General features: G+C 71.4%; 20 protein-coding genes. 11 read left to right on the top strand and 9 right to left on the bottom strand.

The features are described from left to right. Window position 1: 1 nt before the first annotated feature. The 3 genes from ACWD26_RS09545 to ACWD26_RS09555 all read right to left on the bottom strand — a co-directional run bounded on the left by ACWD26_RS09545 (window position 2) and on the right by ACWD26_RS09555 (window position 1,790). Entirely contained in the window at window positions 2-493 is a 492-nt protein-coding gene (locus ACWD26_RS09545; protein ID WP_451267914.1) for a succinate dehydrogenase hydrophobic membrane anchor subunit, read from the bottom strand. A gap of 5 nt (window positions 494-498) precedes the next feature. Beyond that, the gene (gene sdhC / locus ACWD26_RS09550) at window positions 499-879 is read right to left on the bottom strand and encodes a succinate dehydrogenase, cytochrome b556 subunit (RefSeq protein ID WP_078936941.1); all 381 of its coding nucleotides are present in this window, start codon (window positions 877-879) and stop codon (window positions 499-501) included. Between the two features lie 284 nt (window positions 880-1,163). Next, window positions 1,164-1,790, bottom strand: a complete 627-nt coding sequence (locus ACWD26_RS09555; RefSeq protein WP_451267916.1) for a 2-oxo-4-hydroxy-4-carboxy-5-ureidoimidazoline decarboxylase — start codon at window positions 1,788-1,790, stop codon at window positions 1,164-1,166. Between the two features lie 196 nt (window positions 1,791-1,986). Between ACWD26_RS09555 and ACWD26_RS09560 the strand changes: the two genes are divergently transcribed. The 5 genes from ACWD26_RS09560 to ACWD26_RS09580 all read left to right on the top strand — a co-directional run bounded on the left by ACWD26_RS09560 (window position 1,987) and on the right by ACWD26_RS09580 (window position 6,446). Beyond that, on the top strand, window positions 1,987-3,633 hold the full coding sequence (locus tag ACWD26_RS09560) for a beta-N-acetylhexosaminidase (RefSeq protein ID WP_451267918.1): 1,647 nt from the start codon (window positions 1,987-1,989) through the stop codon (window positions 3,631-3,633). A gap of 151 nt (window positions 3,634-3,784) precedes the next feature. Next, window positions 3,785-4,591, top strand: coding sequence for a DUF4328 domain-containing protein (locus ACWD26_RS09565; protein WP_451267920.1), 807 nt, complete (start codon window positions 3,785-3,787; stop codon window positions 4,589-4,591). A gap of 65 nt (window positions 4,592-4,656) precedes the next feature. Beyond that, on the top strand, window positions 4,657-5,184 hold the full coding sequence (locus ACWD26_RS09570; protein WP_451267922.1) for a hypothetical protein: 528 nt from the start codon (window positions 4,657-4,659) through the stop codon (window positions 5,182-5,184). Between the two features lie 85 nt (window positions 5,185-5,269). Then, entirely contained in the window at window positions 5,270-5,839 is a 570-nt protein-coding gene (locus tag ACWD26_RS09575) for a hypothetical protein (protein ID WP_451267924.1), read from the top strand. Between the two features lie 133 nt (window positions 5,840-5,972). Continuing rightward, a complete protein-coding gene (locus ACWD26_RS09580) occupies window positions 5,973-6,446 on the top strand; it encodes a hypothetical protein (RefSeq protein WP_451267926.1) in 474 nt (157 codons plus the stop codon). A 235-nt stretch (window positions 6,447-6,681) separates the two neighbouring features. On the opposite strand, the gene ACWD26_RS09585 is transcribed toward ACWD26_RS09580, so the two are convergent. After that, window positions 6,682-9,225 carry an FG-GAP-like repeat-containing protein gene (locus ACWD26_RS09585; protein ID WP_451267928.1) on the bottom strand — a complete coding sequence of 848 codons (2,544 nt, stop codon included), beginning with the start codon at window positions 9,223-9,225 and terminating at the stop codon, window positions 6,682-6,684. Between the two features lie 302 nt (window positions 9,226-9,527). On the opposite strand from ACWD26_RS09585, the gene ACWD26_RS09590 reads away from it, so the two are divergent. The 4 genes from ACWD26_RS09590 (at window position 9,528) to ACWD26_RS09605 (ending at window position 13,659) form a co-directional block, all read left to right on the top strand. Continuing rightward, window positions 9,528-10,118 carry an RNA polymerase sigma factor gene (locus ACWD26_RS09590; protein WP_451267930.1) on the top strand — a complete coding sequence of 197 codons (591 nt, stop codon included), beginning with the start codon at window positions 9,528-9,530 and terminating at the stop codon, window positions 10,116-10,118. Further along, a complete protein-coding gene (locus tag ACWD26_RS09595; RefSeq protein ID WP_451267932.1) occupies window positions 10,115-11,239 on the top strand; it encodes a hypothetical protein in 1,125 nt (374 codons plus the stop codon). The genes ACWD26_RS09590 and ACWD26_RS09595 overlap by 4 nt, the downstream gene beginning before the upstream one ends. Window positions 11,240-11,659: 420 nt before the next feature. Then, entirely contained in the window at window positions 11,660-12,346 is a 687-nt protein-coding gene (locus tag ACWD26_RS09600; RefSeq protein WP_451267934.1) for an RNA polymerase sigma factor, read from the top strand. Beyond that, window positions 12,346-13,659 carry a hypothetical protein gene (locus ACWD26_RS09605; RefSeq protein ID WP_451267936.1) on the top strand — a complete coding sequence of 438 codons (1,314 nt, stop codon included), beginning with the start codon at window positions 12,346-12,348 and terminating at the stop codon, window positions 13,657-13,659. The genes ACWD26_RS09600 and ACWD26_RS09605 overlap by 1 nt, the downstream gene beginning before the upstream one ends. A gap of 376 nt (window positions 13,660-14,035) precedes the next feature. On the opposite strand, the gene ACWD26_RS09610 is transcribed toward ACWD26_RS09605, so the two are convergent. Further along, the gene (locus ACWD26_RS09610; protein ID WP_451267938.1) at window positions 14,036-14,956 is read right to left on the bottom strand and encodes a L,D-transpeptidase family protein; all 921 of its coding nucleotides are present in this window, start codon (window positions 14,954-14,956) and stop codon (window positions 14,036-14,038) included. Between the two features lie 256 nt (window positions 14,957-15,212). On the opposite strand from ACWD26_RS09610, the gene ACWD26_RS09615 reads away from it, so the two are divergent. Both ACWD26_RS09615 and leuE read left to right on the top strand, forming a co-directional pair. Continuing rightward, window positions 15,213-16,793 carry an acyl-CoA mutase large subunit family protein gene (locus tag ACWD26_RS09615; protein WP_451267940.1) on the top strand — a complete coding sequence of 527 codons (1,581 nt, stop codon included), beginning with the start codon at window positions 15,213-15,215 and terminating at the stop codon, window positions 16,791-16,793. Between the two features lie 83 nt (window positions 16,794-16,876). Beyond that, window positions 16,877-17,530 carry a leucine efflux protein LeuE gene (leuE, locus tag ACWD26_RS09620; protein ID WP_451267942.1) on the top strand — a complete coding sequence of 218 codons (654 nt, stop codon included), beginning with the start codon at window positions 16,877-16,879 and terminating at the stop codon, window positions 17,528-17,530. A 91-nt stretch (window positions 17,531-17,621) separates the two neighbouring features. Here the strand turns inward: leuE and ACWD26_RS09625 are convergent, their stop codons facing one another. From ACWD26_RS09625 to ACWD26_RS09640, 4 genes are all read right to left on the bottom strand, one after another. Next, window positions 17,622-18,563 carry a class I SAM-dependent methyltransferase gene (locus tag ACWD26_RS09625; protein WP_451267944.1) on the bottom strand — a complete coding sequence of 314 codons (942 nt, stop codon included), beginning with the start codon at window positions 18,561-18,563 and terminating at the stop codon, window positions 17,622-17,624. A 180-nt stretch (window positions 18,564-18,743) separates the two neighbouring features. Then, on the bottom strand, window positions 18,744-19,928 hold the full coding sequence (locus ACWD26_RS09630) for an acyltransferase family protein (protein WP_451267946.1): 1,185 nt from the start codon (window positions 19,926-19,928) through the stop codon (window positions 18,744-18,746). A gap of 7 nt (window positions 19,929-19,935) precedes the next feature. Beyond that, window positions 19,936-21,270, bottom strand: a complete 1,335-nt coding sequence (locus tag ACWD26_RS09635) for an alpha-2,8-polysialyltransferase family protein (protein ID WP_451267948.1) — start codon at window positions 21,268-21,270, stop codon at window positions 19,936-19,938. After that, window positions 21,267-22,244, bottom strand: a complete 978-nt coding sequence (locus ACWD26_RS09640) for a glycosyltransferase family 2 protein (protein ID WP_451267950.1) — start codon at window positions 22,242-22,244, stop codon at window positions 21,267-21,269. The genes ACWD26_RS09635 and ACWD26_RS09640 overlap by 4 nt, the downstream gene beginning before the upstream one ends. Window positions 22,245-22,266: the final 22 nt, after the last annotated feature.

The following is a 22,266-nucleotide window of genomic DNA, read 5'->3' on the forward strand; positions in this document are numbered from 1 at the left end:
CCTAGCGGATGTTCGGGTCGAAGGTGAAGATCACCAGCGTGCCCAGCAGGATGGTGAACACCGTGGCGGTGTAGAGCAGGCCCTTCAGCCACAGGCGGGTGTTCGCGCGCTCCGCGTAGTCGTTGATGACCGTGCGCAGGCCGTTGGCGCCGTGCAGCATCGCCAGCCACAGCATCAGCAGGTCCCAGACCTGCCAGAACGGGGACGCCCAGCGGCCCGCGACGAACGCGAAGCCGATCTTGGAGACGCCGCCGTCGAGGACGAGCTGGATGAGCAGGTGGCCGATGACCAGGACGACCAGGACGATCCCGGACAGTCGCATGAAGAGCCACGCGACCATCTCGAAGTTGCCGCGGGTCGTCTTGGGGGTCTTCTTGGTGCGCTTGCGGGGCGGCTCGATGAGCGGGGCCGGGTGCTCGGGGCTGTAGCCCGACAGCTCGCCCGCGCCCTCGACCGGGCCGATACCGGATGCGGTGGTCTCAGTGGTGGACATCTGCCTCAGCTCCCGAAGACTTCACGAGCGGCGTGCCCGAGGACGGGGTACAGGGCCCCGATCATCAGCACGAGCCAGATACCGACGACCGACCAGAGCATCGTCTTCTGGTGACGGGGGCCGTTCGACCAGAAGTCGACGGCGATGACCCGAAGACCGTTCAGCGCGTGGAAGAGGATGGCGGCGACGAGGCCGTACTCCAGCAGCGCGACGATCGGCGTCTTGTACGTGGCCACGACCTTGTCGTAGGCGTCGGGGGACACACGGACGAGAGCGGTGTCCAGCACGTGTACGAACAGGAAGAAGAAGATGAGGACGCCGGTGACTCGATGAGCCACCCAGGACCACATTCCTTCCCGGCCGCGGTACAGCGTTCCAGCCGGCACGGAAGAACCCTCCGGGAGCGGGGATTGGGGCCGGCCGGCTTGCTTGTCGGTCTGACCCGGCCGGGTACGGTCCACCGGCCCCGGCCATGGTAGCGACGTCGTTGCACTTGGCTTAAGCCGGGAGGGTTGGTGTGATCAAACTGGCATACAAAGGTGCACGTAAGGGTGAGTAGCGGGCGGCTTCCGGGGAGGGGGTGCCCTGTGAAGTGCCGGGTGCGGGTGTGGTGTGGCTGGTCGCGCGGTTCCGCGCGCCCCTGAAAGACGCGCAGTTCCCGGCGCCCTTCTTAATGCGGGGCGGGGGTCGGAAAGTTCCCCAGCAGGCGTGCCAGGCGGTGTCGGGCCAGGCGGCGCAGCTCCTCCGCCACCACGACCCGTTCCTCCTCCGGGTCGTTCGCCAGGCGGGTGCGGATGCCCTCCAGGGCCCGGTCGAGGAGTTCGCCGGGGTCGGTGCCGTCCAGGGCGATGACGAAGACATGGCCGAAGCGGGCCTCGTAGGCGGCGTGGGCGGCGTTCAGGGCGGTGTGGGCGATGCCGTAGGTGTCCGGGGGGAGGGCGGGGAGGGTTTCGCCGGCCAGGGCCTCCGCCAGGTCCGTGGCCGTGAGGTCGTACGCGGCCTCGTCGGAGGCGGCCAGGAGGGCGTCGAGGTCGGGGTAGGGGCGGTGGTCGGCGAGGCGGTGGGCCCAGCGGAGGCTGCGGAGGCAGGTGAGCAGGGCCTGGCGGGCGGTCTCGGCGGGCGCGTGGTTGAACCGCTCCAGGGCCGACGGGCTCGGGGTGTGAGCCTGCTCCGGTATGGCGACCTGGCCGGGGAGGTGGGGGAGGCGGTGCGGAGGCAGCGTGGGTCCTCGGCGGTGCGTAGGGGGTGGCGGGTCAGGCTGTGAGAGATGCGCCACCACGTTATCGAGGCGGGTCATGGGCTGTCCGTTCGATGCCCGAAATTCACCCGAACGGGAGAGTTTCGGAAGCTGTGGTGGACGGGTGGGGCGGCTGGACGTCGTAGGTTCGATAAGGGGCTCGGAAGAGAGCCGGGAGAGAGGCGGGGGCAAGTCGCGGGCGAGAGGTGTGTGAGAGGTCGTGAACGGTGACCGGGATCGGGACCGAGGGCGCGGCGTGAACCGTGGTCGGCGCAGGGCACCCCGCAGGAAGACGGCGATCACGTCGAAAGGGTTGCTCCTGGGCACGGGAGTGGTTCTGGCGGGCGGTGCGGTCGCGGTGGCCGTGACCGTGTGGCCGGGCGGTGAGACGCGGACGCCGAGCGGGTCGCAGCCGTCGCCGCCCGGGTCGTCCGTGAGCGCCGCCGAGAGCTCACCCTCCCCGTCGCCCTCGCGCTCGTATCCGCTGTCCCAGAAACCGCGGACCGTCCCGGCCGTACGGCAGCACGAGGCCGCCCGTGGTCCCGGCTGGAAGCCCGCCGACGGCGGGCGGGTCGTCGTACGGAACGCGGCGCTGGCGGACGAGGGGCGGCTGACCGCCGACGAGCTGGGGCTGGCGTACGCGGGGGACTCGGCACCCCGGGACGGGGACGTGGAGCTGGCGCTGACCGGGTCGGACGAGCCGAGGTCGGAGGCGTACACGCTGACGGTGAAGGACCGGCGGGTGCGGATAGCCGCGCCCGCCGAGGCGGGCGTCTTCTACGGGACCCGCACACTGAAACAGGAGGTGCGCGGCGGCGGTACGGCTCCGGAGGGCGTCGTACGGGACGAGCCGGCCAAGCCGCGGCGCGGGTTCATGCTCGACATCGCGCGCAAGCACTTCACGGCGGGCTGGATCGAGGACCGCATCCGTGAGCTGGGCGACCTCAAGTACAACGAGCTCGGTCTGCACTTCTCGGACGACCAGGGCTTCCGGATCGAGTCCACGTCCCACCCCGAGGTGGTGTCGGAGCAGCACCTCACCAAGGCCCAGGTGCGAAAGATCCTGGACCTCGCGAAGAGCCGGCACATCGAGGTCGTCCCGGAGATCGACTCGCCCGGGCATCTGGGGGCCGTGATCGCCGCGAATCCCGCGCTCCAGCTGGTCAACGCGCAGGGTGTCGCCGCCCGCGGGGCCGTGGACATCTCCAAGCCGGCCGCCGCCGAGGTCGTCGACGAACTGCTCGACGAGTACGCCGGCCTCTTCGACGGCGCGTACTGGCATCTCGGCGCCGACGAGTACCGGGCGCTGATGGTGTCGAACCCCGAGGCCTCGTATCCGCAGCTGGCCGCCGCCGCGCGGCAGAAGTACGGCGCCGGCGCGACCGTCGCCGACCTCGCGACCGGGTGGCTGAACGACCGCGCCAAGGTGATGCGCGGGCACGAGCGGACCGTGCGGGCCTGGAACGACGGGATCTTCCGGGGCGGGTCGGTCCAGGCGGACAAGGCGATCCAGGTCGCCTACTGGACCGGCAAGGAGATCGGGGCCCGGCCGCCGGTCGAGTATCTGAGCGCCGGGCGGCAGGTGATCAACTACAACGACGAGTACCTGTACTACGTCCTCGGCGAGCCCAACCAGTTCTTCTACCCGACCGGGCAGCGCATCTACGAGTCCTGGACCCCACGGGTGCTGCGCGGTACGACCGCCGTCCCCGCCCAGTACGACGACCAGATCCTGGGCGGTGTCTTCGCCGTCTGGTGCGACCTGGCGAACCGGCAGACCGAGGCGCAGGTCGCCGCGGGTGTCCGGATGCCGCTGCGGGCGCTGTCGCAGAAGCTCTGGGATCCGGTGAAGCCGGGGATGAGCTGGGCGGAGTTCCGGGACCTGGCGGGGAAGGTGAGCTGAGTTCCCGGGCGGCCGGGAAAACGGGAGCCGGAGACCGAAACGGGTGGACGGGTGGGGCGGGTGAACCGTATGTTCCGCGTGTTCTGATTGCCGAGCGTGAGGGTCTGGGGAGGACCGCGTTCGGCGGGTTCGATTTCACGGGGGCTGGACGATGAACTGTGCGCGCTGCGGGAACTATGCGGCGGCACCCGGCGGTGAGGTGTGCCGGCAGTGCGAGGCGGCTGACCTGCACCCGGCCGCACCGGGGCTTTCGCCCGCGAGCACGGCGCTGCCCATTCAGTCGCCGCACGGTCCCGCCTGGCTGCGGTCGCCGGTGGGGCTCGGCCGGGCGGTGGCCGTCCTGCTGGGTGTGGTCATCGTGACCGACCTGGTCGCGGTGTGGGCGGACCTCGCGGTGCTCGACGTGCTGGGCAGGATGCGGGACGGCGAGGGCGGGCTCGCCCTCGACGCGGAGATCGAGCGGGCCGACCGGTTCTCCGGCCTGGCCGGCAGCGCGCAGATGACCGCCTATCTCGCCACCGTCGTCGTCTTCCTGATCTGGTTCCACCGGGTGCGGGTCAACGCCGAGGTGTTCGAACCGTTCGGGCACCGGAAGAAGCGGGGCTGGGCGATCGCCGGTTGGATCGTGCCGATCGTGAACCTCTGGTTCCCGCGCCGGATCGCCCTCGACAGCTGGGACGCCAGCAGCCCGGGAGGCAGGCCCCGCTCGCACGGGCTCGTCAACGCCTGGTGGACGATGTGGATCATCGGCGGGTTCGCGAGCCAGGCGAGCGTGGCCACCTACCGCCGGGCCGAGACGGCCGAGGACATGCATACGGCCACCGAGCAGGTGCTGTTCGCCGACGCCTTCGAGGTCCCCACCGCCGTGCTCGCCATCCTCTTCGTCCTGGCACTCACGCGGATGCAGGACGACATGGCGCGGAGCGGCCCGCGTGAGCCGGAGCCGGTCGCCGTCTGAGACCGGTAGCCCGGATTGCCCGATTCCGGGCGCGAACTGCCGTGCGGATGTGGTGTATTCCCGGCATGGGGTACTGGGGGTACTACGTCGTGGGCCGGAGCGAGCGGCCGCTCGTGGAGCTGGGCGCGTTGGCCGGGGCGGAGGGCATGGCCCTGCGGGCGACGGCCGCCGAGGGGTGGCAGGTGTGGGAGTACCCGACCGGCGCCGCCGGTGAGGAAGGCGCCGGGGACGTCGGGAACATGAACGCGCTCGCCCTGGAGACGGGGGCGCCCGCGCTGTTCGGGTACGTCATGGGCAGTGACTGCGTGGTCGTGGAGGCCGCCGGGCCGGAGAGCGGGGCGTGGACCACCTGCCTCGCGCGGCGTGCCATGGCCGCGTACCTGGGCGACGGTGAGGGACTCACCGTCGAGGACTACTTCCTCGAACCGCGCGACGCGGCCGAACGGGCCGCCGCCTGGGCGGCGGAGGCGGGGCGGGTCGTCGTCGAGCAGTCGCTGGCCGATGTGTTGGCCTCGGAGCCTGGACCGGCGGACCCCCTGGCTGAAAACATTCTCTTCCGGTTGCTCGACCGGCTCGGGGTCGTCCCTCTGTGACACTCCCGTGTCGTCGCACGCAGTAAGGGGAAGTGTGGGCTCCGTATATCCGGGGCGTGGTCGAGCGGGATCTAGGGGAGGCGTGATGAGCCTGGTGGAGCTGATCGTCCAGGCCGACGAACGCGGTCTGGCGGCAAGCGGGTTGGCTTGTTTGGACCGCTGCGTACCGCTTCTCGGAGGCGACGACGAGGTGCTGCGTCCGCTGTGGGCGGGGCTGGTGGACGACGGGGCGGGGTGGGGGGAGAAGGTGGCGAAGGTACGCGGTGAGTTGGGGGCCGCGGCTTCGTCGTCCTCCGGCGAGGAGGAAGAGGTCGTCCTGCTCGCCCGCCGGATGCTCGACGCGGTTCCTACGGAGCGGTCCGGTGACGGGCTGCGGGAGTGGGCCGACGTGTGTTCCGTCTCGGCCCTGCGGATCCATCAGTTGCTCGACCCGTTGGACCGCGGTGGTGAGGACTCCGTGGCGGCCTGTCGTGCGGGCCGTACCGAGGGCGCCTCCCATCTCGTCGCCGCCGAACTGCGTCGTCAGGTCGTGGTGTTGGAGCTGCTCGCGCAGCACGGTGCGGCGGGGGTCCGGCAGGCGCTCGGTGTGTCCACGGAGGGGCGACGGGTGTTGCGGGCGGTCGTGTCGCGGCGGGCGCGTGGGGCTCGGCGCTGAGCGCGGGCGGTAAACCCCGCTTTCTGAGCGGGTCCTGTGGGTGTCCTGGGGCGGGGTGTGGTGGTCCTGCACCGGTGTCGCGCACGCGCCGAAATCGCGAAACGTCTCGTGGGGGTCGGGCGCTTCTCCGAGTGTGAGCGCACAGCAGACATTCAGTTCGGTCAGCACGTCCCGTACGACCGGAACCGCGTCCGGTACCGAGTCCCGTGCCGCGTCCGGTGCTTTCGGGAGCTTCGGGAACCGGTCCGGGAGTGCGGCGAAGCCCGTTCGGTGGGCGGCCGACGCGGTGGCGATGATGCGGGAGGGGGCGCGGGTGCGCCTCGACTACTCCACGCAGAGTCTGTGGCGGGTGGACCGGATGATCGAGGAGATACGGCGGGAGGGGGCGCCGTACGCCGCGGTGGAGGGTGTCTTGCGGGGGTTCGGGGCGTACGGGGGTGAGGTCGTCGTGCGGTGGGCCGGAGGTGAGTGGGTCGAGTCGGGCGGGGGGTACTGGGTGCGGGCCGGGGACGGGCGCTTCTGGGATCCCTTCGACGAGGCTCGGCGGTGTTTTGTGAGTGACGGGTCGCTGCGGTTGCTGTGCCGCGATGCGATGGCCTCCGGGTGAGGCCTGGCTTTTTCTCGCCCCCGCCGCCCTACCCGTCCCTCCCCCACTCTCGGCTTCGCTCGAGCGGGAGGTGCCCCCACCAAGGGCTGCGCCCCTTCGACCCCCAGCCGCGGGTCCGGTGGGGGCTGGTCGCGCAGTTCCCCGCGCCCCTGAACAGCAGGGGCTGCGCCCCGTGCTGTTCAGGGGCGCGAGCAACCACAACACCACCCGTACCCGCCGGCGCACCGAACCTCCTCTACGGGGTCAGGAGTTGGCCCAGGCGGGCGCCCGTGGGTGTGGCCAGTTGGGGGAGGCCGTAGTACGACGACCTCGTCGGGGCCGGGGTGCCGTTCGGGGACGGGACGTACAGGATCGTGCCGTTGCCCGTGTCCTCGCCCTCCGTGCCGGTGAGGAGGTCGGCGTGGCCGTCGCCCGTGACGTCGGTGAGGGAGGCGGCGGAGCCGAACCTGTCGTCCGTCTCGGTGGAGCCGGGCACGTCGGGGGCGTCCTGGGAGAGGGCGAGGGAGCCGGTGCCGGTCAGCCCGGAGGCCGTGCCCTTGAGGAGCCATACCGAGCCCGCGTTGGCCCGGTTCCTCCCGGCACGGGTGATGTCCTCGTTGGGCGCGCCGGTGAGGACGTCGGCGTGGCCGTCTCCGTCGACATCGCCGACGGAGACGGAGGAACCGAAGCCGTCGGACGTCTCCGACGCGCCCTCGACGTTGGCCGAGGCCTGGTGGACCGTCGTCATGCCGGTGGTGGTGAAGCCGGTGGACGTGCCGGGGACCAGGGTGACCTGGCCGCCCGCGTTGCCGCCGGACTCGGAGGCGTACGGCTGGCCGATGACGATGTCGTCGTAGCCGTTGCCGTTGACGTCGCCCGCGGCGATGGACCGGCCGCCCTTGACGGTCAGCGTCGCGACCTTCGTCAGCCCCAGCGACCTGGAGCCCTTGAACCAGGTCACCTTGCCCACGCCGGAGGCGTCACGGTAGTTGAGGGCCACGTCCGCGTAGCCGTCCCGGTTGAAGTCGCCGGTCGCGGCGTCCGCGTACGCCAGCGTGCCCGTCGCGGTGGTGAGGTCACCGGCGACCTCGTGGCCGTCGTCGAAACGGGCCGCCCAGTTCCCGCCCGTACCGGTGGCCGCGGTGAACACGTCCGCCCTGCCGTCGGCGTTGAAGTCCCCGACCGCCACCGTCGCGCCGAACCGCGCCCCGCTCGGCTCGTAGTCGTCGCCGAGGGCCATCGTGTCGGCGCCGGCGGTGAACGAGGGCCCGTAGAGGATCGTCACCGCGCCCCGGTCCGCGTGCCCGGTCGTGTCGTCCTCGCCGGGCGCGCCGACCGCGAGGTCCGCGTAACCGTCGCCGTCGATGTCGCCCCACGCGGTGGCCGCGCCCCACTCGTCGCCGGACTCGGCGGCGCCCGGCACACCCGTGCTCGCCTGGTCGAGGCGCAGCCTGGACGCGGAGACGGGACCGTTCGCACCGCCCGGGACCAGGGTGATCGAGCCGCTGCCGGTCCGGTGCGTCGGTGCCACGAGGTCGCTGACGCCGTCGCCGGTGTGGTCGGCGGTCGGGATCGCGGAGCTACGACCGGGGGAGGCGGCGTAGCGGCGTATCTCGGGGAGTTTCGTGTAGAGGTTCGCGCCCGGGGACGTGGTGGTCGCCGCGTCCCGGCCGCCGGAGATCACGTCCAGCTCGGCCGACTCGCCCCGCGCGTACACGCCGGTGTCCTCGGCCGCGGTCAGCGTCACCTTCCCGGTCGGGTCACCGGCGTACTGGCCGAGCTTCCACGCCGCCAGCCGCGCCACGGACTCCACGGCCGCCCGGCTCGCCCTGCCGCCGCTCTGGAAGTCGCCGAGGACGGCGATGCCCGTCGAGTCCCCGTCGAAGCCGGGGGTGTGCTCGCCGCGCACCGACAGGTTCGTGCCGCCGGCCCGGCCTTCGTACACCCGACCGCACTTGTCCACCACGAAGTTGGGGCCGAGGTCGCCCCGGCCGGCCGTCCGGATGTCGTACGCCATGAGCGCGCGGATCAGGGAGGGGGACTCGGCGCAGCTGTAGGAGTTGGTGCCGCCCGTGTGCTGGACGAACACCGCGCTGATCCTGTCGACGTACTCGGCCGTACCTGTCACGGTCGATTCGTCGGCGCCCCAACGGGCCCGGCTGACGATCGGCGGGCGCGTGACCGTCGAGGCGAGGGGGGTGGGCACGTCGTCGGCGACGAACGCGGCATTGCTCATACCGCCGTCGGCCGGCATCCGGTCCCCCGACTCCTCCGCCGTCACCCCGGGATCGACCAGACTGATCTCAAGTTCCTTCGGCAGCGCGGTGCTTGGGGACCCGTCGGCCGCCACGACGCGGGCCTCCACGCCGTCGCTGGGGCCGACCCAGAGGGGCTCGGAGGCGCCGCGTGCGGCCCCGGCGGTGCGGGCGGTGGCCGGGGTGGCGAGCGTGCGCCAGTCGGTCCACTCGCCGGTGGCGGCGCTGCGCGTGCGTATCCGGGCGGTGCCGTCGAGCGGGGCGTCGGAGCCGGCCCAGGAGAGGCCGAGGAGCGAGAAGGGCTCGGTGGTGGTGCGCGCGAGGGCGCGTCGGCCGCCGTCGGCGCCGGTGAGCTTCAGGTCGTGCACCTCGGAGGAGCGCTCGGCCCGCGCGTCGAACGTGCTCCTGGCGGCGTCGGGCCCGGCCACGGCGTACGACACCACGCCCGCGCCACCGGCCACGACGGTGCCGAGCGTCAGCCACGCCCTGCGCTTCAGGCTCAGCGGCTCGTACACATGGTTCCTGCGGCGACTCAAATTCCCCACCCCTGGATGAACAGCGCGAAGACCCCACCCGGCACATGGGTGGCCATCTATTCAGCACACAGGCCGCCGTGAACATCGTCATCGGAGGGCGCTCGTGTGGCCCATGTCACGGGGGAGGCCGGTAATTCCCCTTCCGGGTGATCTTGGGGGCCGGTGCTGGACGCCCTGTGACACTTCCGGGAGGTCCGACGCAGATGAGCGTGGGGGCTTGGCGGCGGCCGGGACGGCCCCCGAGAAGCGATCCCGGCACTGACGTGGCACTGTCTCGGACAGCTTGGGGCCAGGGAGGGGAACCTCGGCGCGTGCAGCCGTACGACGGGGAACTGGGCGCGGCCGTAGCGCGGGCCCAGGACGGGGACGAGGCCGCGTTCGCGGTGGCGTACCGGCTCGTGCAGCCCGGGCTGCTGGGGTATCTGCGCGGCATCGTCGGGGACGACGCGGAGGACGTCGCATCGGACGCCTGGCTGGAGATCGCGCGGGACCTCGGACGGTTCAAGGGCGACGGGGCCGGCTTCCGGGGCTGGACCGCGACCATCGCCCGGCACCGGGCCCTGGACCATCTGCGGCGCCAGAAGGTCCGGCCCCGGGCGACCGCGCTGGAGAACGACCTGCTGGAACTGCCGGGCACCCACAGCACCCATGACCAGGCCCTGGAGTCCCTCTCCACCGAACAGGCCCTCGCGCTGGTCGCGCGCCTGCCCCGCGACCAGGCCGAGGCCGTCCTGCTGCGCGTGGTCGTCGGCCTCGACGGCCCCGCCGCGGCCCGCGTCCTCGGCAAGCGCCCCGGCGCGGTCCGTACGGCCACCCACCGCGGCCTGAAGCGCCTCGCCCAGCTCCTGCGGACCGAGGGTGTGACGGATGACGGCCCCCAGACGCTGGGGGAGTCGAGATGACCGACAGCGGCGACAGCGGCGACGGCGGCATAGGCAGGTACAGCGCCGACGGCCGGCGCGGCCTCGGCCGTGAGGGTGGCAGCGGTGGGGGCCATCGCGGCCGTGACAGCAACAGGAAGTACGGCGACGACAAGGAAGGGCGCGAGATGCCGTCGGGCGGGACGGAGTCGGACATGGACGAAGGGCGCGACAGCGGGAGGCGGAACGATCACCGCCGGTCCGCGGGCGACGCCTTCGCCGATGACCGTGCTTCCGGCGACCGTGCCGCCCCCACGCCCGGCCCCTTCACCCTCGGCGCCCCTTCCCTCGACGCCCTCCTCGCCTCCGCCGTGCGCGGTGGGACCGAGGTCGGTAGTGACGGGGAGGCGCGGGCGGTGGCTGCCTTTCTGGCGGTGCGGGAGAGAGGGGTGCGTACCGCGCGCACCCGGCGCCGGGATGACTGGCGGCCGAACGCCCGGCGCCGCGTCCAGCTCTCGATACGCACCACCCTGGCCGTACTCCTGGCCAGCCTGACCCTCGGCGGAGTCGCCTTCGCGGCGATCGGCTCGGCCGCGCGCCACCACGAGGGCGCCGGCGCGGGCCTCGGCGACCAGGACCGGCGTACCCGGACGACGGAAAGCGCCCCCACCCGGCCCGGCCCCTCGGACGCCCCGCGCGCGAACCCCTCCACCACCGACCGGCCCGCCCCCGCCCAGGACACCGAGGCCCACTGCCGCGCGTACGAGAAGAAGACCGAGGGACGCGGCAACGCCCTGGACTCCACCGCCTGGCGTCGGCTCACGGAGGCGGCCGGCGGCACGGCGGACGCGGATGTCCAGGCGTACTGCGCCGAGCGACTCGACGCCACCGGGAAGCGGCAGAAGGGCAGGGAGCGCGCCACCCCTGAGCCGGAGAAGACCGACCGGCCGACCAACGGCGTAGGCGGTGGCGACGGCAATGGCCTCGGTAGCGGCGACGGCAAGGGCGACGGCGACGGCGACAGGCCGGAGGGCGCCACCGGACGCGGAGAGCCGAACACATCGGGTGAGTCGGGGGAGTCAAGGGGGCCGAACGAGCCGAGTCGGCCGGGCGCGTCCGGGGCCCGGTCGGGGCAGGCGGGCAAGACCCGGGAAGCGAAGTAGGGCTCGGGAACGAAGCAGGGCCCGGGAACGAAGTGAGGCCGGCGTGCTCGCAAGACCCCCGTACTCGCAAGACACCCGGCCGACTCCGCCGATGGCAACGGTCGGGGCCGCCACCCCCCACAGGAGAGGCCCCGACCGTCGCGCGGCACGGGCCGCGCGGCGACCCGTACTCCCTACAGCGCCGAGCCCGCGCTTTCTGTCACACCTCGCCGCATCACGAGTTAGTTGCATGTTCTATGGACATGGACGGTCAGCGGTTTCAGGCCGTAACGTGCCTTTCGCGCCGGATCGCGGATGGCGGGAGACCACTGCAACCATCCAGCGGTCCTGAGACCGCAACCATTGATCGAGGAACCACGACGGCGAGAAACCGGTCCGCGAGAGCGGCGCCGGTTTAGGCGCAAAGAGGGGCGCGCGTAGGTGCTGGGGGACGACGCGGAGCTGACCGCCGCGGTGCTTGCGGCACAGGACGGGGACGAGACCGCGTTCCGGACTGTGTACCGCTCGGTGCACCCACGGCTGCTCGGGTACGTGCGGACGCTGGTCGGCGATCCGGACGCGGAGGACGTCACCTCCGAGGCCTGGCTCCAGATAGCCCGTGACCTGGAGCGGTTCAGCGGAGACGCGGACCGGTTCCGCGGCTGGGCTGCCCGGATCGCCCGCAACCGCGCCCTCGACCACATACGCATGCGGGGCCGTCGGCCCGCGATAGGCGGCGACGAGACCGAGCTGACCAGCAAGGCCGCCGAGTCCGACACGGCCGGCGAGGCCATGGAGGCCCTGGCGACCGATCAGGCACTGTCGCTCATCGCCCAACTGCCGCAGGACCAGGCGGAGGCGGTGGTCCTGCGCGTCGTGGTCGGACTCGACGCGAAGACCGCCGCGCAGACGCTGGGCAAGCGCGCCGGAGCCGTACGAACGGCCGCGCACCGGGGGCTGAAGCGGCTCGCCGAACTGATCGGGGAGAATCCGGAGACGGCTTCGGAGGCCGAACCGGAATCCGGTGACCCACTGGACGCCGTACCCCCACCGAGAGAACCGCGTGCCCGCGCGGCCACGTCCGCCGGTGTGACGCATACGCGTTCGCGGACGCAGAAGGATGTGTGATGGCCGACGAGCAGTACAGGTGGCTGAACCGCGATGCCGCGGAGCGGCTGCTGCGTGGGGAGCCGCTCGAAGCCGTCGACGCCGACACCCGGGCCTGTGCCGACCGGCTCGCCGAGGCACTCGGTGCCCTGGCCGCCGAGGCCGCGCCGGTGTCCCCTGAGTGTGCCGAACTCCCGGGCGAAGAAGCGGCGTTGGCTGCCTTCCGTACGGCCCGTACGTCCCGTACCGCCCGCTCCGCAGAGAACGCGAAGAGCCCGAAGGACGCCAGGAGCGCCAGGAGCGCCGGGAACGCCGAGGCGGCGGAACCCGGCCGCGGCAGTCGTCCGCACAGCATCACGGCCTCCGCCGCGGACGCCGGGCTCGTGCGCCTCGGCCGTCCCACGCCGTCCGTGCCGTCCGCGTCGGACGGCCGTCGGGCCCGCTGGGGCAGGCCGGTGCGGTTCGGGCTGGTCGCGGCGCTGACCGCCGGCATGCTTGGCGGTGTCACGCTCACAGTCGGCGGCGGCGCGCTGGGCGCGTTCCGCGACGACGAACCGAAGCCCTCCACCTCCGCCGGGCAGACGCCGGACCGGCCGCTGCTGTCGCCGTCGCCGAACGCCGAGCGCGGTGACGGCGGGCGGGGGGCATGGGGCGACGCGACGCCCGAGGCGTCTCCGGACGACTCCTCGAAGGGCGACGCCCCCTCCGGTGACGGCACCGGCGGCGCGGACGAGAAGGGACAGCCCGGTGACACCGGGCAGGACGAGGGCACCCAGGAGTGGTGGAACGGCGTGCTCTCCGCCTGCCGTGACGTCCGTGACGGCAAGGACCTCGACCCGGACCGACGGCGCGGCCTGGAGGGCGCGGCGGGCGGCAAGGGCGAGGGACATCTGAAGCGGTACTGCGCAGGCCTCCTCGACGGTGACAACCCCGGCAAGGCCAAGCGCCCCGGAACGGGGGCGGGCAACGGGACCGGCACGTCCGACTCCGGCGACTCCACCGGTCCCTCCGGCGGCCGGGCCAAGGACACGCGGTCCGGCAACGACTCCGACGAGGACGACGACTCGGACCGCGGCTGGGGCCGCAGCGGAGACGGCAACGGCAAGGGCCACGGAAACGGCCGCTGGAACGGCAAGAACGAGAGCGGCAACCACAAAGGCGACAAGGGCGGCCATCACCAAGGCGGCAAAGGCGGCAAAGGTGATAAGGGCGGCAAGGGTATCGGTGGCGGTGGCCACCGCGGTCAGATCGCGGCCGTGACCCCGGTCGTCGCCGGCGCCGACGGCCCGGACGTCTCTCCCGTCTCAGAGCCCCCGCTGTCCCGCGCGCTCTGACCGCGCTCGCGGCCGGTGCTCACCCACCCGTCCTGACCGGTGCTCCGCACCCACTCTGACCTGCGCTTTCCTGTCCGGCACGAATTCTTTCGCGGGACGGGTAACACTTTCGGCCGTCTGGGCGCAGTAATGAGTGAGCCGACTGGTCATCGGCCGTCGCACAGAGCCGGGGTTCCCCCCGTACCTACGGCTTGTGCACCTCGGCGCGGGCGGGACACGTTCCCCCGGTCCCGCCCGCGCCCCATACCCCCCGTGGTCCCCGTGACCCCGTACTCCTCCTGACGCGCCGGACCCCCTCCCCGCTATGCGTCACGTGACGCACGTCACTCCACTTGCCTGTCCGGTGAGCCCGGCGGGTGATCCGTCCGGGGTCCCGTCACCAGTACACGACGACCTTGTCGCCATTTCTGACCTGCGCGAACAGCTGTGCGATCTTCGCCTCGTCCCGGACGTTGACGCAGCCGTGTGAGGCCCCGTAGTAGCCGCGGGCCGCGAAGTCCGACGAGAAGTGGACCGCCTGGCCGCCGCTGAAGAACATCGCGTACGGCATGGGGGTGTCGTACAGGGTCGACCAGTGGTCGCGGGACTTGAAGTAGACGTGGAACAGGCCCTCGCGTGTCGGTGTGTACTGCGAGCCGAACCGCACCTCGACCGTCGACAGCGTCCTGCCGTCCACCATCCAGCGCAGCGTGCGGCTCGTCTTGCTGATGCACAGCACCCGGCCCGTCAGGCAGCGTGGGTCCGGCGACGCGGCCGGCTGCCCGCCGTACGCGTACAGGTCCCACTTGCCGGGCTCCCGCGTCATCGTCAGCAGCCGCGCCCAGGTGACGCTGTCCGTCTTGCCGGTCCGCGGCAGCCCCCGCTTGCCCTGGAAGCCCTTGACCGCCCGGACCGTCAGATCGTCGTACGTCCCCGTGGGCCCGGCGAAGAGCCAGGCGACCTGCCGCAGCCGCGCCTGCAACTCGCGTACGTCCAGCCCTTCGTCGCCCTCGGCCCAGAGAACCGGAGCGGGGGTGGGAGGGGGCGTGGGGGAGGGCGGCGCGGTCGTCGCGGACTTCTCGCGCCCCCTCTTGCCGTCGCCGTCGCCGTCCCCGCGATCCCCGCTGTCCTCATCGGCCCCACCGGCCTCGCCGTCGTCGGCCTTGTCGCCGTCGTCGTCCTGCTTCGGGTCGCCGCTCGGTGTGGCGGTCACGTCGATGCGCACGGGCTGGCGCTGGCCGCCGTGCACCTCGACCCCCTGGGCCGTGCAGGCGCCGGCCACGACGAGTGCCGCGAGCGCGGCCACCGATCTCCGCATGTCCTTGGTACGCAATCAGGGCCCCCGTCGTCTCATGATCCGCCGTCCGGTCGCTCTCCCGGAGAGGTTTCCCGGACGTGACCCGTCACGAACAAATGTGACCTGTCGCGCACAAAGGGGCATGGTTGTGAGCAAGGTCCCAGCACGGAGCACTCCATTGGACGCACGGCCGCCGCTAGATTCCGTCGCGAGGCCGGAGTACTGGCGAGTAACAAGCAGGCGATCGACCAACCTAGCAGCACGGAGGGCACACACCATGGCGCGCGAGTCGGAGTCCGGACTGCCCATCGAGCCGGTGTACGGGCCGGAGGCGCTGGAGGGCTGGGACCCGGCCGAGAAGCTGGGCGAGCCCGGCGGGTACCCCTTCACCCGGGGCGTGTACTCGTCGATGTACACCGGCCGCCCCTGGACCATGCGCCAGTACGCCGGCTTCGGTACGGCGGTGGAGTCCAACGCCCGCTACAAGCAGCTCATCGCCAACGGCACGACGGGGCTGTCGGTCGCCTTCGACCTGCCCACCCAGATGGGCCACGACTCCGACGCCCCGATCGCCCACGGCGAGGTCGGCAAGGTGGGCGTCGCGATCGACTCCGTCGACGACATGCGGGTGCTGTTCGACGGCATCCCGCTGGACAAGGTCTCGACGTCGATGACGATCAACGCCCCCGCCGCGCTGCTGCTCCTGCTGTACCAACTGGTGGCCGAGGAGCAGGGCGTCAGCGCGGACGAGCTGACGGGCACGATCCAGAACGACGTGCTGAAGGAGTACATCGCACGCGGGACGTACATCTTCCCGCCCAAGCCGTCCCTCCGCCTCATCGCCGACATCTTCAAGTACTGCAAGGCCGAGATCCCGAAGTGGAACACCATCTCGATCTCCGGCTACCACATGGCCGAGGCGGGCGCCTCCCCCGCGCAGGAGATCGCGTTCACCCTCGCGGACGGTATCGAGTACGTCCGTACGGCGGTCGCGGCGGGCATGGACGTCGACGACTTCGCCCCCCGTCTGTCCTTCTTCTTCGTCGCCCGTACGACGATCCTGGAGGAGGTGGCCAAGTTCCGTGCGGCGCGCAGGATCTGGGCCCGGGTGATGAGGGACGAGTTCGGCGCGAGGAACCCCAAGTCCCTGATGCTGCGCTTCCACACCCAGACGGCCGGGGTCCAGCTGACCGCCCAGCAGCCCGAGGTGAACCTGGTCCGGGTCGCCGTTCAGGGCCTGGCGGCGGTGCTGGGCGGCACTCAGTCCCTGCACACCAACTCCTTCGACGAGGCGATCGCCCTGCCGACCGACAAGAGCGCGCGCCTCGCCCTCCGTACGCAGCAGGTGCTGGCCTACGAGACGGACGTGACGGCGACGGTCGACCCCTTCGCGGGCTCCTACGTCGTCGAGAAGATGACCGACGACGTGGAGGCGGCGGCCGTCGAGCTGATGCGGAAGGTCGAGGACCTGGGCGGCGCCGTCTCCGCCATCGAACACGGCTTCCAGAAGAACGAGATCGAACACTCCGCCTACCGCATCGCCCAGGAGACCGACTCCGGCGAGCGCGTCGTGGTCGGCGTCAACCGCTTCCAGCTCGACGAGGAGGAGCCGTACGAGCCGCTCCGCGTGGACCCGGCGATCGAGGCCCAGCAGGCGGAGCGGCTGGCCGCGCTCCGCGCCGGACGCGACCAGCCGGCGGTGGACTCGGCCCTGGCCGCCCTGAAGAAGGCCGCCGAGGGAGAGGGCAACGTCCTCTACCCGATGCGCGACGCCCTGAAGGCCCGCGCGACGGTGGGCGAGGTGTGCGACGCGCTGCGGGAGGTCTGGGGGACGTACGTCCCCAGTGACGCTTTCTGACCGGCGGCGACGCGTTCTGACCAGCGGCGACGCTTTCTGCCTGACCTGCCGGAATGTCCTACCCCCGTGCGACACTCCTTCTCATGTTCGGTGTCATCGACCTTCCCACCTATCTGGCAGGCCTCGTCCTGATCGTCCTCCTGCCCGGCCCCAACTCGCTCTACGTGCTGTCCGTGGCCGCCCGCCGCGGAATACGGACCGGGTACCGGGCCGCCGCCGGGGTGTGGTGCGGGGACACCGTCCTGATGACCCTGTCGGCGGCGGGGGTGGCCTCGCTGTTGCAGGCGAACGCCGTGCTGTTCGGCATCGTGAAGTACGCCGGGGCGGGGTATCTGTCGTGGCTGGCCGTGGGCATGCTGCGGGCCGCGTGGGCGATGTGGCGGAGTCGGCGTGAGCGGGTCGCGCAGGAGCCGGGGGGCGAGGTCGCCGAGGGGGAGCGGCCGTTCCGCCGGGCGTTGGTGATCAGTCTGCTGAACCCGAAGGCGATCCTTTTCTTCGTCGCCTTCTTCGTGCAGTTCGTGGACCCGGCGTACGCCTACCCGGCCCTCTCCTTCGTCGTGCTCGGCGCCTTCGCCCAGCTCGCCAGTTTCCTCTACCTGAGCGCGCTGATATTCAGCGGCACCAGGCTGGCCGCCACCTTCCGCCGCCGGAAGCGGCTGTCGGCGGGGGCCACCTCGGCGGCGGGGGCGCTGTTCCTGGGGTTCGCGGTGAAGCTGTCGCTGGCCAGCGGCGCGTAGGCGCTTCTGAGGGGGTGCGGCCCCTTCAGAAGCTCCCGTCGCCGGTCTCGCCCGGCGTCACGTCACTGCTCGCGGGCCTCTTCGCCCGACGTCACCTGCCCACGGGCTTCTTTCCCGCCCGCGCCTTCCTGATCGCCCTCGTCACCACGGGCGGCAGCAGGTCGATGGCCAGCTTGCGGGCGCCGCTCTGCGGGGGCCGTGCCGGGCGGGGGCGGGCCTGGGGCTTGGGGGCCTCCGGGGGCGGGGTCGGGGCAGGGGGCTCCGGCTCGGTCCAGTGGCGGGACTTCGGGAAGGCGGGGGCCTTCATGCCCTTGGACTTGAGGCGGATGATGCGGTGGCCGGCGGCCTGCTGGTTGCTGAGGTGGCAGTCGTCGCGTTCGGCGATCATCGACAGGAGGGCGTCCTGGATGGGCTCGGGGTCGTCCCAGGTGCCGTAGAGCTTCTGGGTGCTGATGCAGATGGGGTTGAGACCGCGGTTGAGGACGGCCTCCCACGCGGCGATGGAGACACCCGGGGTGTGCTCCGAGCGGAAGTCGTCGAGGACGACGATGCCGCCGGGCAGGAGTATGTCGCGGGCGGCGGTGATGTCGCCCTGGACATGCTCGTAGAGGTGGGACGCGTCGATGTGCACGAAGCGGCAGGAGCGCGGCTTGACCTCGCCGGGGACGATCGAACTGGGGCCCTGCAGGACGCGGGGCAGCTCGTCGTGGAAGGAGAGGTAGTTCGCCTCGAAGGCCTGCCGGGTGAGCGTGCTGCGATACGACTTGGCGGCCTCCGCCGCGTTGGCGTCGTCCGGCGCGTCGCTCTCGAAGAGGTCGCAGACCGTGTAGGCCTCGCCCTCCTGGAGATGCCGGCCGAGGAAGATGGCGCTCTTGCCCATGTAGACGCCGACCTCCAAGAGGTCGCCCCTCTCGCCCGCCTTCTCCTGTCGGTTCAGGAACCAGTCGAAGAGCAGTTGGTCGAGCACCGGGAACCAGCCGGGTACGTCGTCGAGCTCGCTGGGTAGCCGGATCGTGCCTTGTTCAGAGGTCATGAGGACAGAAGACTCTCTCGCGTCGACGAGGCGAACGGGCGAACGGGCCTGGAACCTATGAGATGGCTTTGGCCCGGTCAAGGATGATGCCAAGCCTCTCCGGGGAAGCGTTTTCGAATCCTGGAGACGGGTGAACAGTCAGCCAATTCCGCGTCCACCGACGTTCAACTTGCGTTTCCCTCACGGAACTTGGCGCCCCTGGAGCGCCTTGCGCAGCAGCGGTTGCAGCGGCCGTTCGACCCACAGGTGCAGCAGCCAGGCGAGCGTCAGCATCAGGGCCACGGTGAGCGCGAGGGTGAGGGAGGACGGGATGTCGAGGCCCTGGTGCAGCGCCTCGACCACCGGCCAGCCCAGATGCTCGTGCACGAGGTAGAAGGGGTAGGTCAGAGCGCCCGCGGTGGTCAGCCAGGGCCAGTCGATCCGGTCCAGGAGCCCGAGGGCGACGGCACCCACGGCCACGAAGCCGACGGTGACGGCGAGAATGATGGCGAGCTGGGGCCGGTAGGAGAAGAAGTCGGCGTTCGGGGCGTGCCAGATGTGCTCGACCGTCTGGTACTGGCTCAGCAGCAGGCTGAAGACCACGATCAGCCAGGCCGTGGTGTCACGCCGGTCCCGGTGGACGAGGTAGAGGCCCATGCCGCCGATGAACAGGGGGGCGTACTCCGGCATCAGGATCAGGTCCAGGAGCGGTTCCTTCGCGCCCTGGGCCAGGACCGAGGCCAGGGTCCAGCCGCCGCAGAACCAGATCACCCGTCGGCGGGTGACTCCGGGCAGGACCACGCACAGCGCGAACAGGACGTAGAAGCGGACCTCCGCCCACAGGGTCCAGCACACTCCGAGCACACGGTCCGCGCCGAGCGGCATCTGGAGCATGGTCAGGTTCACCAGGAACTCGCTGGCCGACACCCGCGCGAAGGCGATGCCCGGGAGGGCGAACACCGCCGCGACCAGGATCACCGCGGCCCAGTACGCCGGGAACAGCCGGGCCGCCCGCGAGGCGAAGAACGACTGGACCGAGCGCCCCCAGCCGCTGGCACAGATGACGAACCCGCTGATCACGAAGAAGGCCTGGACACCCGCCCAGCCGTAGGCGAACCAGGTGTGGGCGGTCGGGAACTGCACGGCGGGCGAGGCCCCCCAGGCCTTGCCGATCTCGCCGTCGCGGCCTCCGTAGTGGTAGGCCGCGACGGCCAGAGCGGCGAGCAACCGCAGCCCGTCCAGCGCGTACAACCGAGGCTTGGGCTGAGCGCCCCCAGAGGGGCGCGGGGCTGTGACATGTGCGGCTCCGCCGCGTGGGCGCGCCCCGTCCCCACTCACCCGCGGCCGAGACTCAATCCTGTCGTCACTCTTGGTCGAAGACGTCACCCGGGGCTCACCCCAAAGTGGCTCGCTTGAGGGACCGGGCCCGTCGCGCGACTCTTCGTACGGTCGCGTTGCGCGGGATGAAGGCGAGCTGGACGGGGATACCGCCGGGCAACCCCAGCGAGGTGAGCCGACGGCGCTTGAAGTACCGCAGGGTGTGCGGGCTCAGATGCTTCGTCAGATACGCCTCGGCCTCCCCGCGCAGCGACGGGTAGATCTTCGACTGCATCGCGAAACCGACCGCCCGGACCAGGGCGTTGAGGTCCGCCACCTTCGTGCCCGGCTTCTGCGAGGTGACCGCCGCCCGGTCGCTCAGCTCCGGCAGCAGCGCGTCCACGATGGTGACGGGCACCCGGTTGCTGTTCTCGTACGGGGCGAGCCGGTCCAGCAGGGTGCCGGTGCCGACACGGGCGACCGGGAGCCCGTACAGCGCGGAGGCGGTGAGCAGGGCGGTGGAGAAGCAGCCGACGACGAGCGCCGGACGCATCCGCTGGTAGAGCACCTCGGCGAGGACCGGCGTGTCCAGGACGGTCAGCTCGGCGCCGAGCCGCTCCGCCTCCTTCTCCAGACCGCGCGACCAGCGGGCCGGGGCGCTGGGGTGCGGCTTGAAGACGACCTTGGTGTGGCCGAGCGCCACCGCGCCCTTCAGCATCCGTACGTGGAGGTCTTCCTCCTCCTCGGCGGTGAGGATGCCGAGCGCGGAGAGGTACTGGCCGAGCAGCAGCGCCGGTTCCTCGATCGCGGGCAACTCGTCACCGGTGTCGACCAGTTCGGCCAGCACCTTCACGAAGGCGTCCGTCGGCACGATCTCCGCCTCGACCCCGAACTCGGTGAGCAGCAGGGGCGTCAGGTCCGGTACGAGGTCCAGGTGGAGCAGACGGTCGATGCGGGTGCCGACCAGCGGGTCGATCTTGTTGCGGGTGGGGCCGTAGCTCATCAGGCCGTCCGCGTACACGGTCACCGGGGCGCCCGTGAAGATCTGGGTGAAGCCGAGCGCCGGGTGGACCTGGATGGACTCCACGGCCAGCTCGACGTCGTCGTCGCCGAGCCCCCACAGCAGCCGCAGATGCCGCTCCCACAGCGGTACGTCGTCCATGCGCGGGGACCAGCCGCCCGGGTGGAAGGGGGAGATGGTCTCGTTCCAGGAGATCACGTCGTCGAAGCGGCCGCGCAGCCGCTCGAAGCCGGGCATCTCGTCGAGGGAGGGTGCCGTCTCGGGCGTCGCCGCGTTGTTGGAGATCAGCAGGATGCGCCGGGAGGCGGGGCGGAAGCACTCGGTGTCCAGGGCGGCGGCCAGCGTGGCCGTGCCGTACAGCGTGGACGCCATGAAGATCTGCGTGGTCACGCGGCGACCCCCGTCGTGGCGGGACGGCGACGCAGCCGGCGCAGCCGGGTGGCGCGCTGGACGTCCATGGAGTCGAGGGCCTCGTCGAGCACGTCCTGCGGCATTCGGCGCAACGCCACCGCGCTCATCGACTTCAGTTTCCGTGCCACCGCCGGCTCGAACCTTTCGATGGATCCCAGATGATGGGAGATGATCGCGCAATAGGTGCGCACGGCCTTGGGGAGCAGTCGGTCGGCGTCCCGGTCCTTCGCGGTTTCCGCGATGACCTGGTCGAACGCGCGAATGAAATCGAGCTGCCGTACGTCACCGATCTGGGTCAGCGACGAGGCCACCCCGCGCCGGTAGAAGACGCCGAGCAGCCCCACCGTGGCGAAGGACTCGGCCTCCCGGTGGAGCTTCCAGATCCACGGCCGGTCCTCGGCCGTGCGCAGCCCGTGGGTGAAGTGCAGCACACCCTTGTCGACCAGCCGGCGGTGGTAGATGCCCGCCCAGGCGTACGCGTAGTCGACGGAGGTGGAGCGGTCGGCGGGCAGGATCGCGTCCCGCGGATTCATCACCACGCCCCGCCGCCCGTTGGGCACCCGGTGGATCGAGCGGGCCCGCGCCGTGCACTGGACATGGTCCGTACGCACGAAGTCGCAGCCCAACTCCTCGATCGCGCCGAGCAGTCGGGGGTAGTAGCCGGGGGCGAGCCAGTCGTCCCCGTCGAGGAAGGTGAGGTACTCGCCGCGGGCGTTGTCGATGCCCGTGTTGCGCGCGGTCGCCAGTCCTCCGTTCTTCTCGTGTCTGACATACACCGCCCCCGGCAGCTCGCGCTCCGCGCGCGCGAGAATGTCCGGTGTCTCGTCGCGCGAGCAGTCGTCGACGAGAATGAATTCGAAGTCCTCGCGCGCGTTCGCTCTGAGGCTCTTCAGGGTGTCGGGCGCGTATTGCTGCACGTTGTAGAACGGCACGATGACGGAGAGCTTGACCACCCCAGTGACGTTAGGGGGCCCT

The sequence above is a fragment of the Streptomyces sp. NPDC002787 genome (assembly GCF_053592095.1).

Coding starts and splice junctions, on each gene's coding strand:
- ACWD26_RS09595 (WP_451267932.1), top strand. CDS start 10,115: ATGACCGACAGCGGCGACAGCGGCGACGGCGGCATAGGCAGGTACAGC.
- ACWD26_RS09605 (WP_451267936.1), top strand. CDS start 12,346: ATGGCCGACGAGCAGTACAGGTGGCTGAACCGCGATGCCGCGGAGCGG.
- ACWD26_RS09615 (WP_451267940.1), top strand. CDS start 15,213: ATGGCGCGCGAGTCGGAGTCCGGACTGCCCATCGAGCCGGTGTACGGG.
- ACWD26_RS09555 (WP_451267916.1), bottom strand. CDS start 1,790: ATGACCCGCCTCGATAACGTGGTGGCGCATCTCTCACAGCCTGACCCG.
- leuE (WP_451267942.1), top strand. CDS start 16,877: ATGTTCGGTGTCATCGACCTTCCCACCTATCTGGCAGGCCTCGTCCTG.
- ACWD26_RS09565 (WP_451267920.1), top strand. CDS start 3,785: ATGAACTGTGCGCGCTGCGGGAACTATGCGGCGGCACCCGGCGGTGAG.
- ACWD26_RS09625 (WP_451267944.1), bottom strand. CDS start 18,563: ATGACCTCTGAACAAGGCACGATCCGGCTACCCAGCGAGCTCGACGAC.
- ACWD26_RS09570 (WP_451267922.1), top strand. CDS start 4,657: ATGGGGTACTGGGGGTACTACGTCGTGGGCCGGAGCGAGCGGCCGCTC.
- ACWD26_RS09575 (WP_451267924.1), top strand. CDS start 5,270: ATGAGCCTGGTGGAGCTGATCGTCCAGGCCGACGAACGCGGTCTGGCG.
- ACWD26_RS09545 (WP_451267914.1), bottom strand. CDS start 493: ATGTCCACCACTGAGACCACCGCATCCGGTATCGGCCCGGTCGAGGGC.
- ACWD26_RS09610 (WP_451267938.1), bottom strand. CDS start 14,956: ATGCGGAGATCGGTGGCCGCGCTCGCGGCACTCGTCGTGGCCGGCGCC.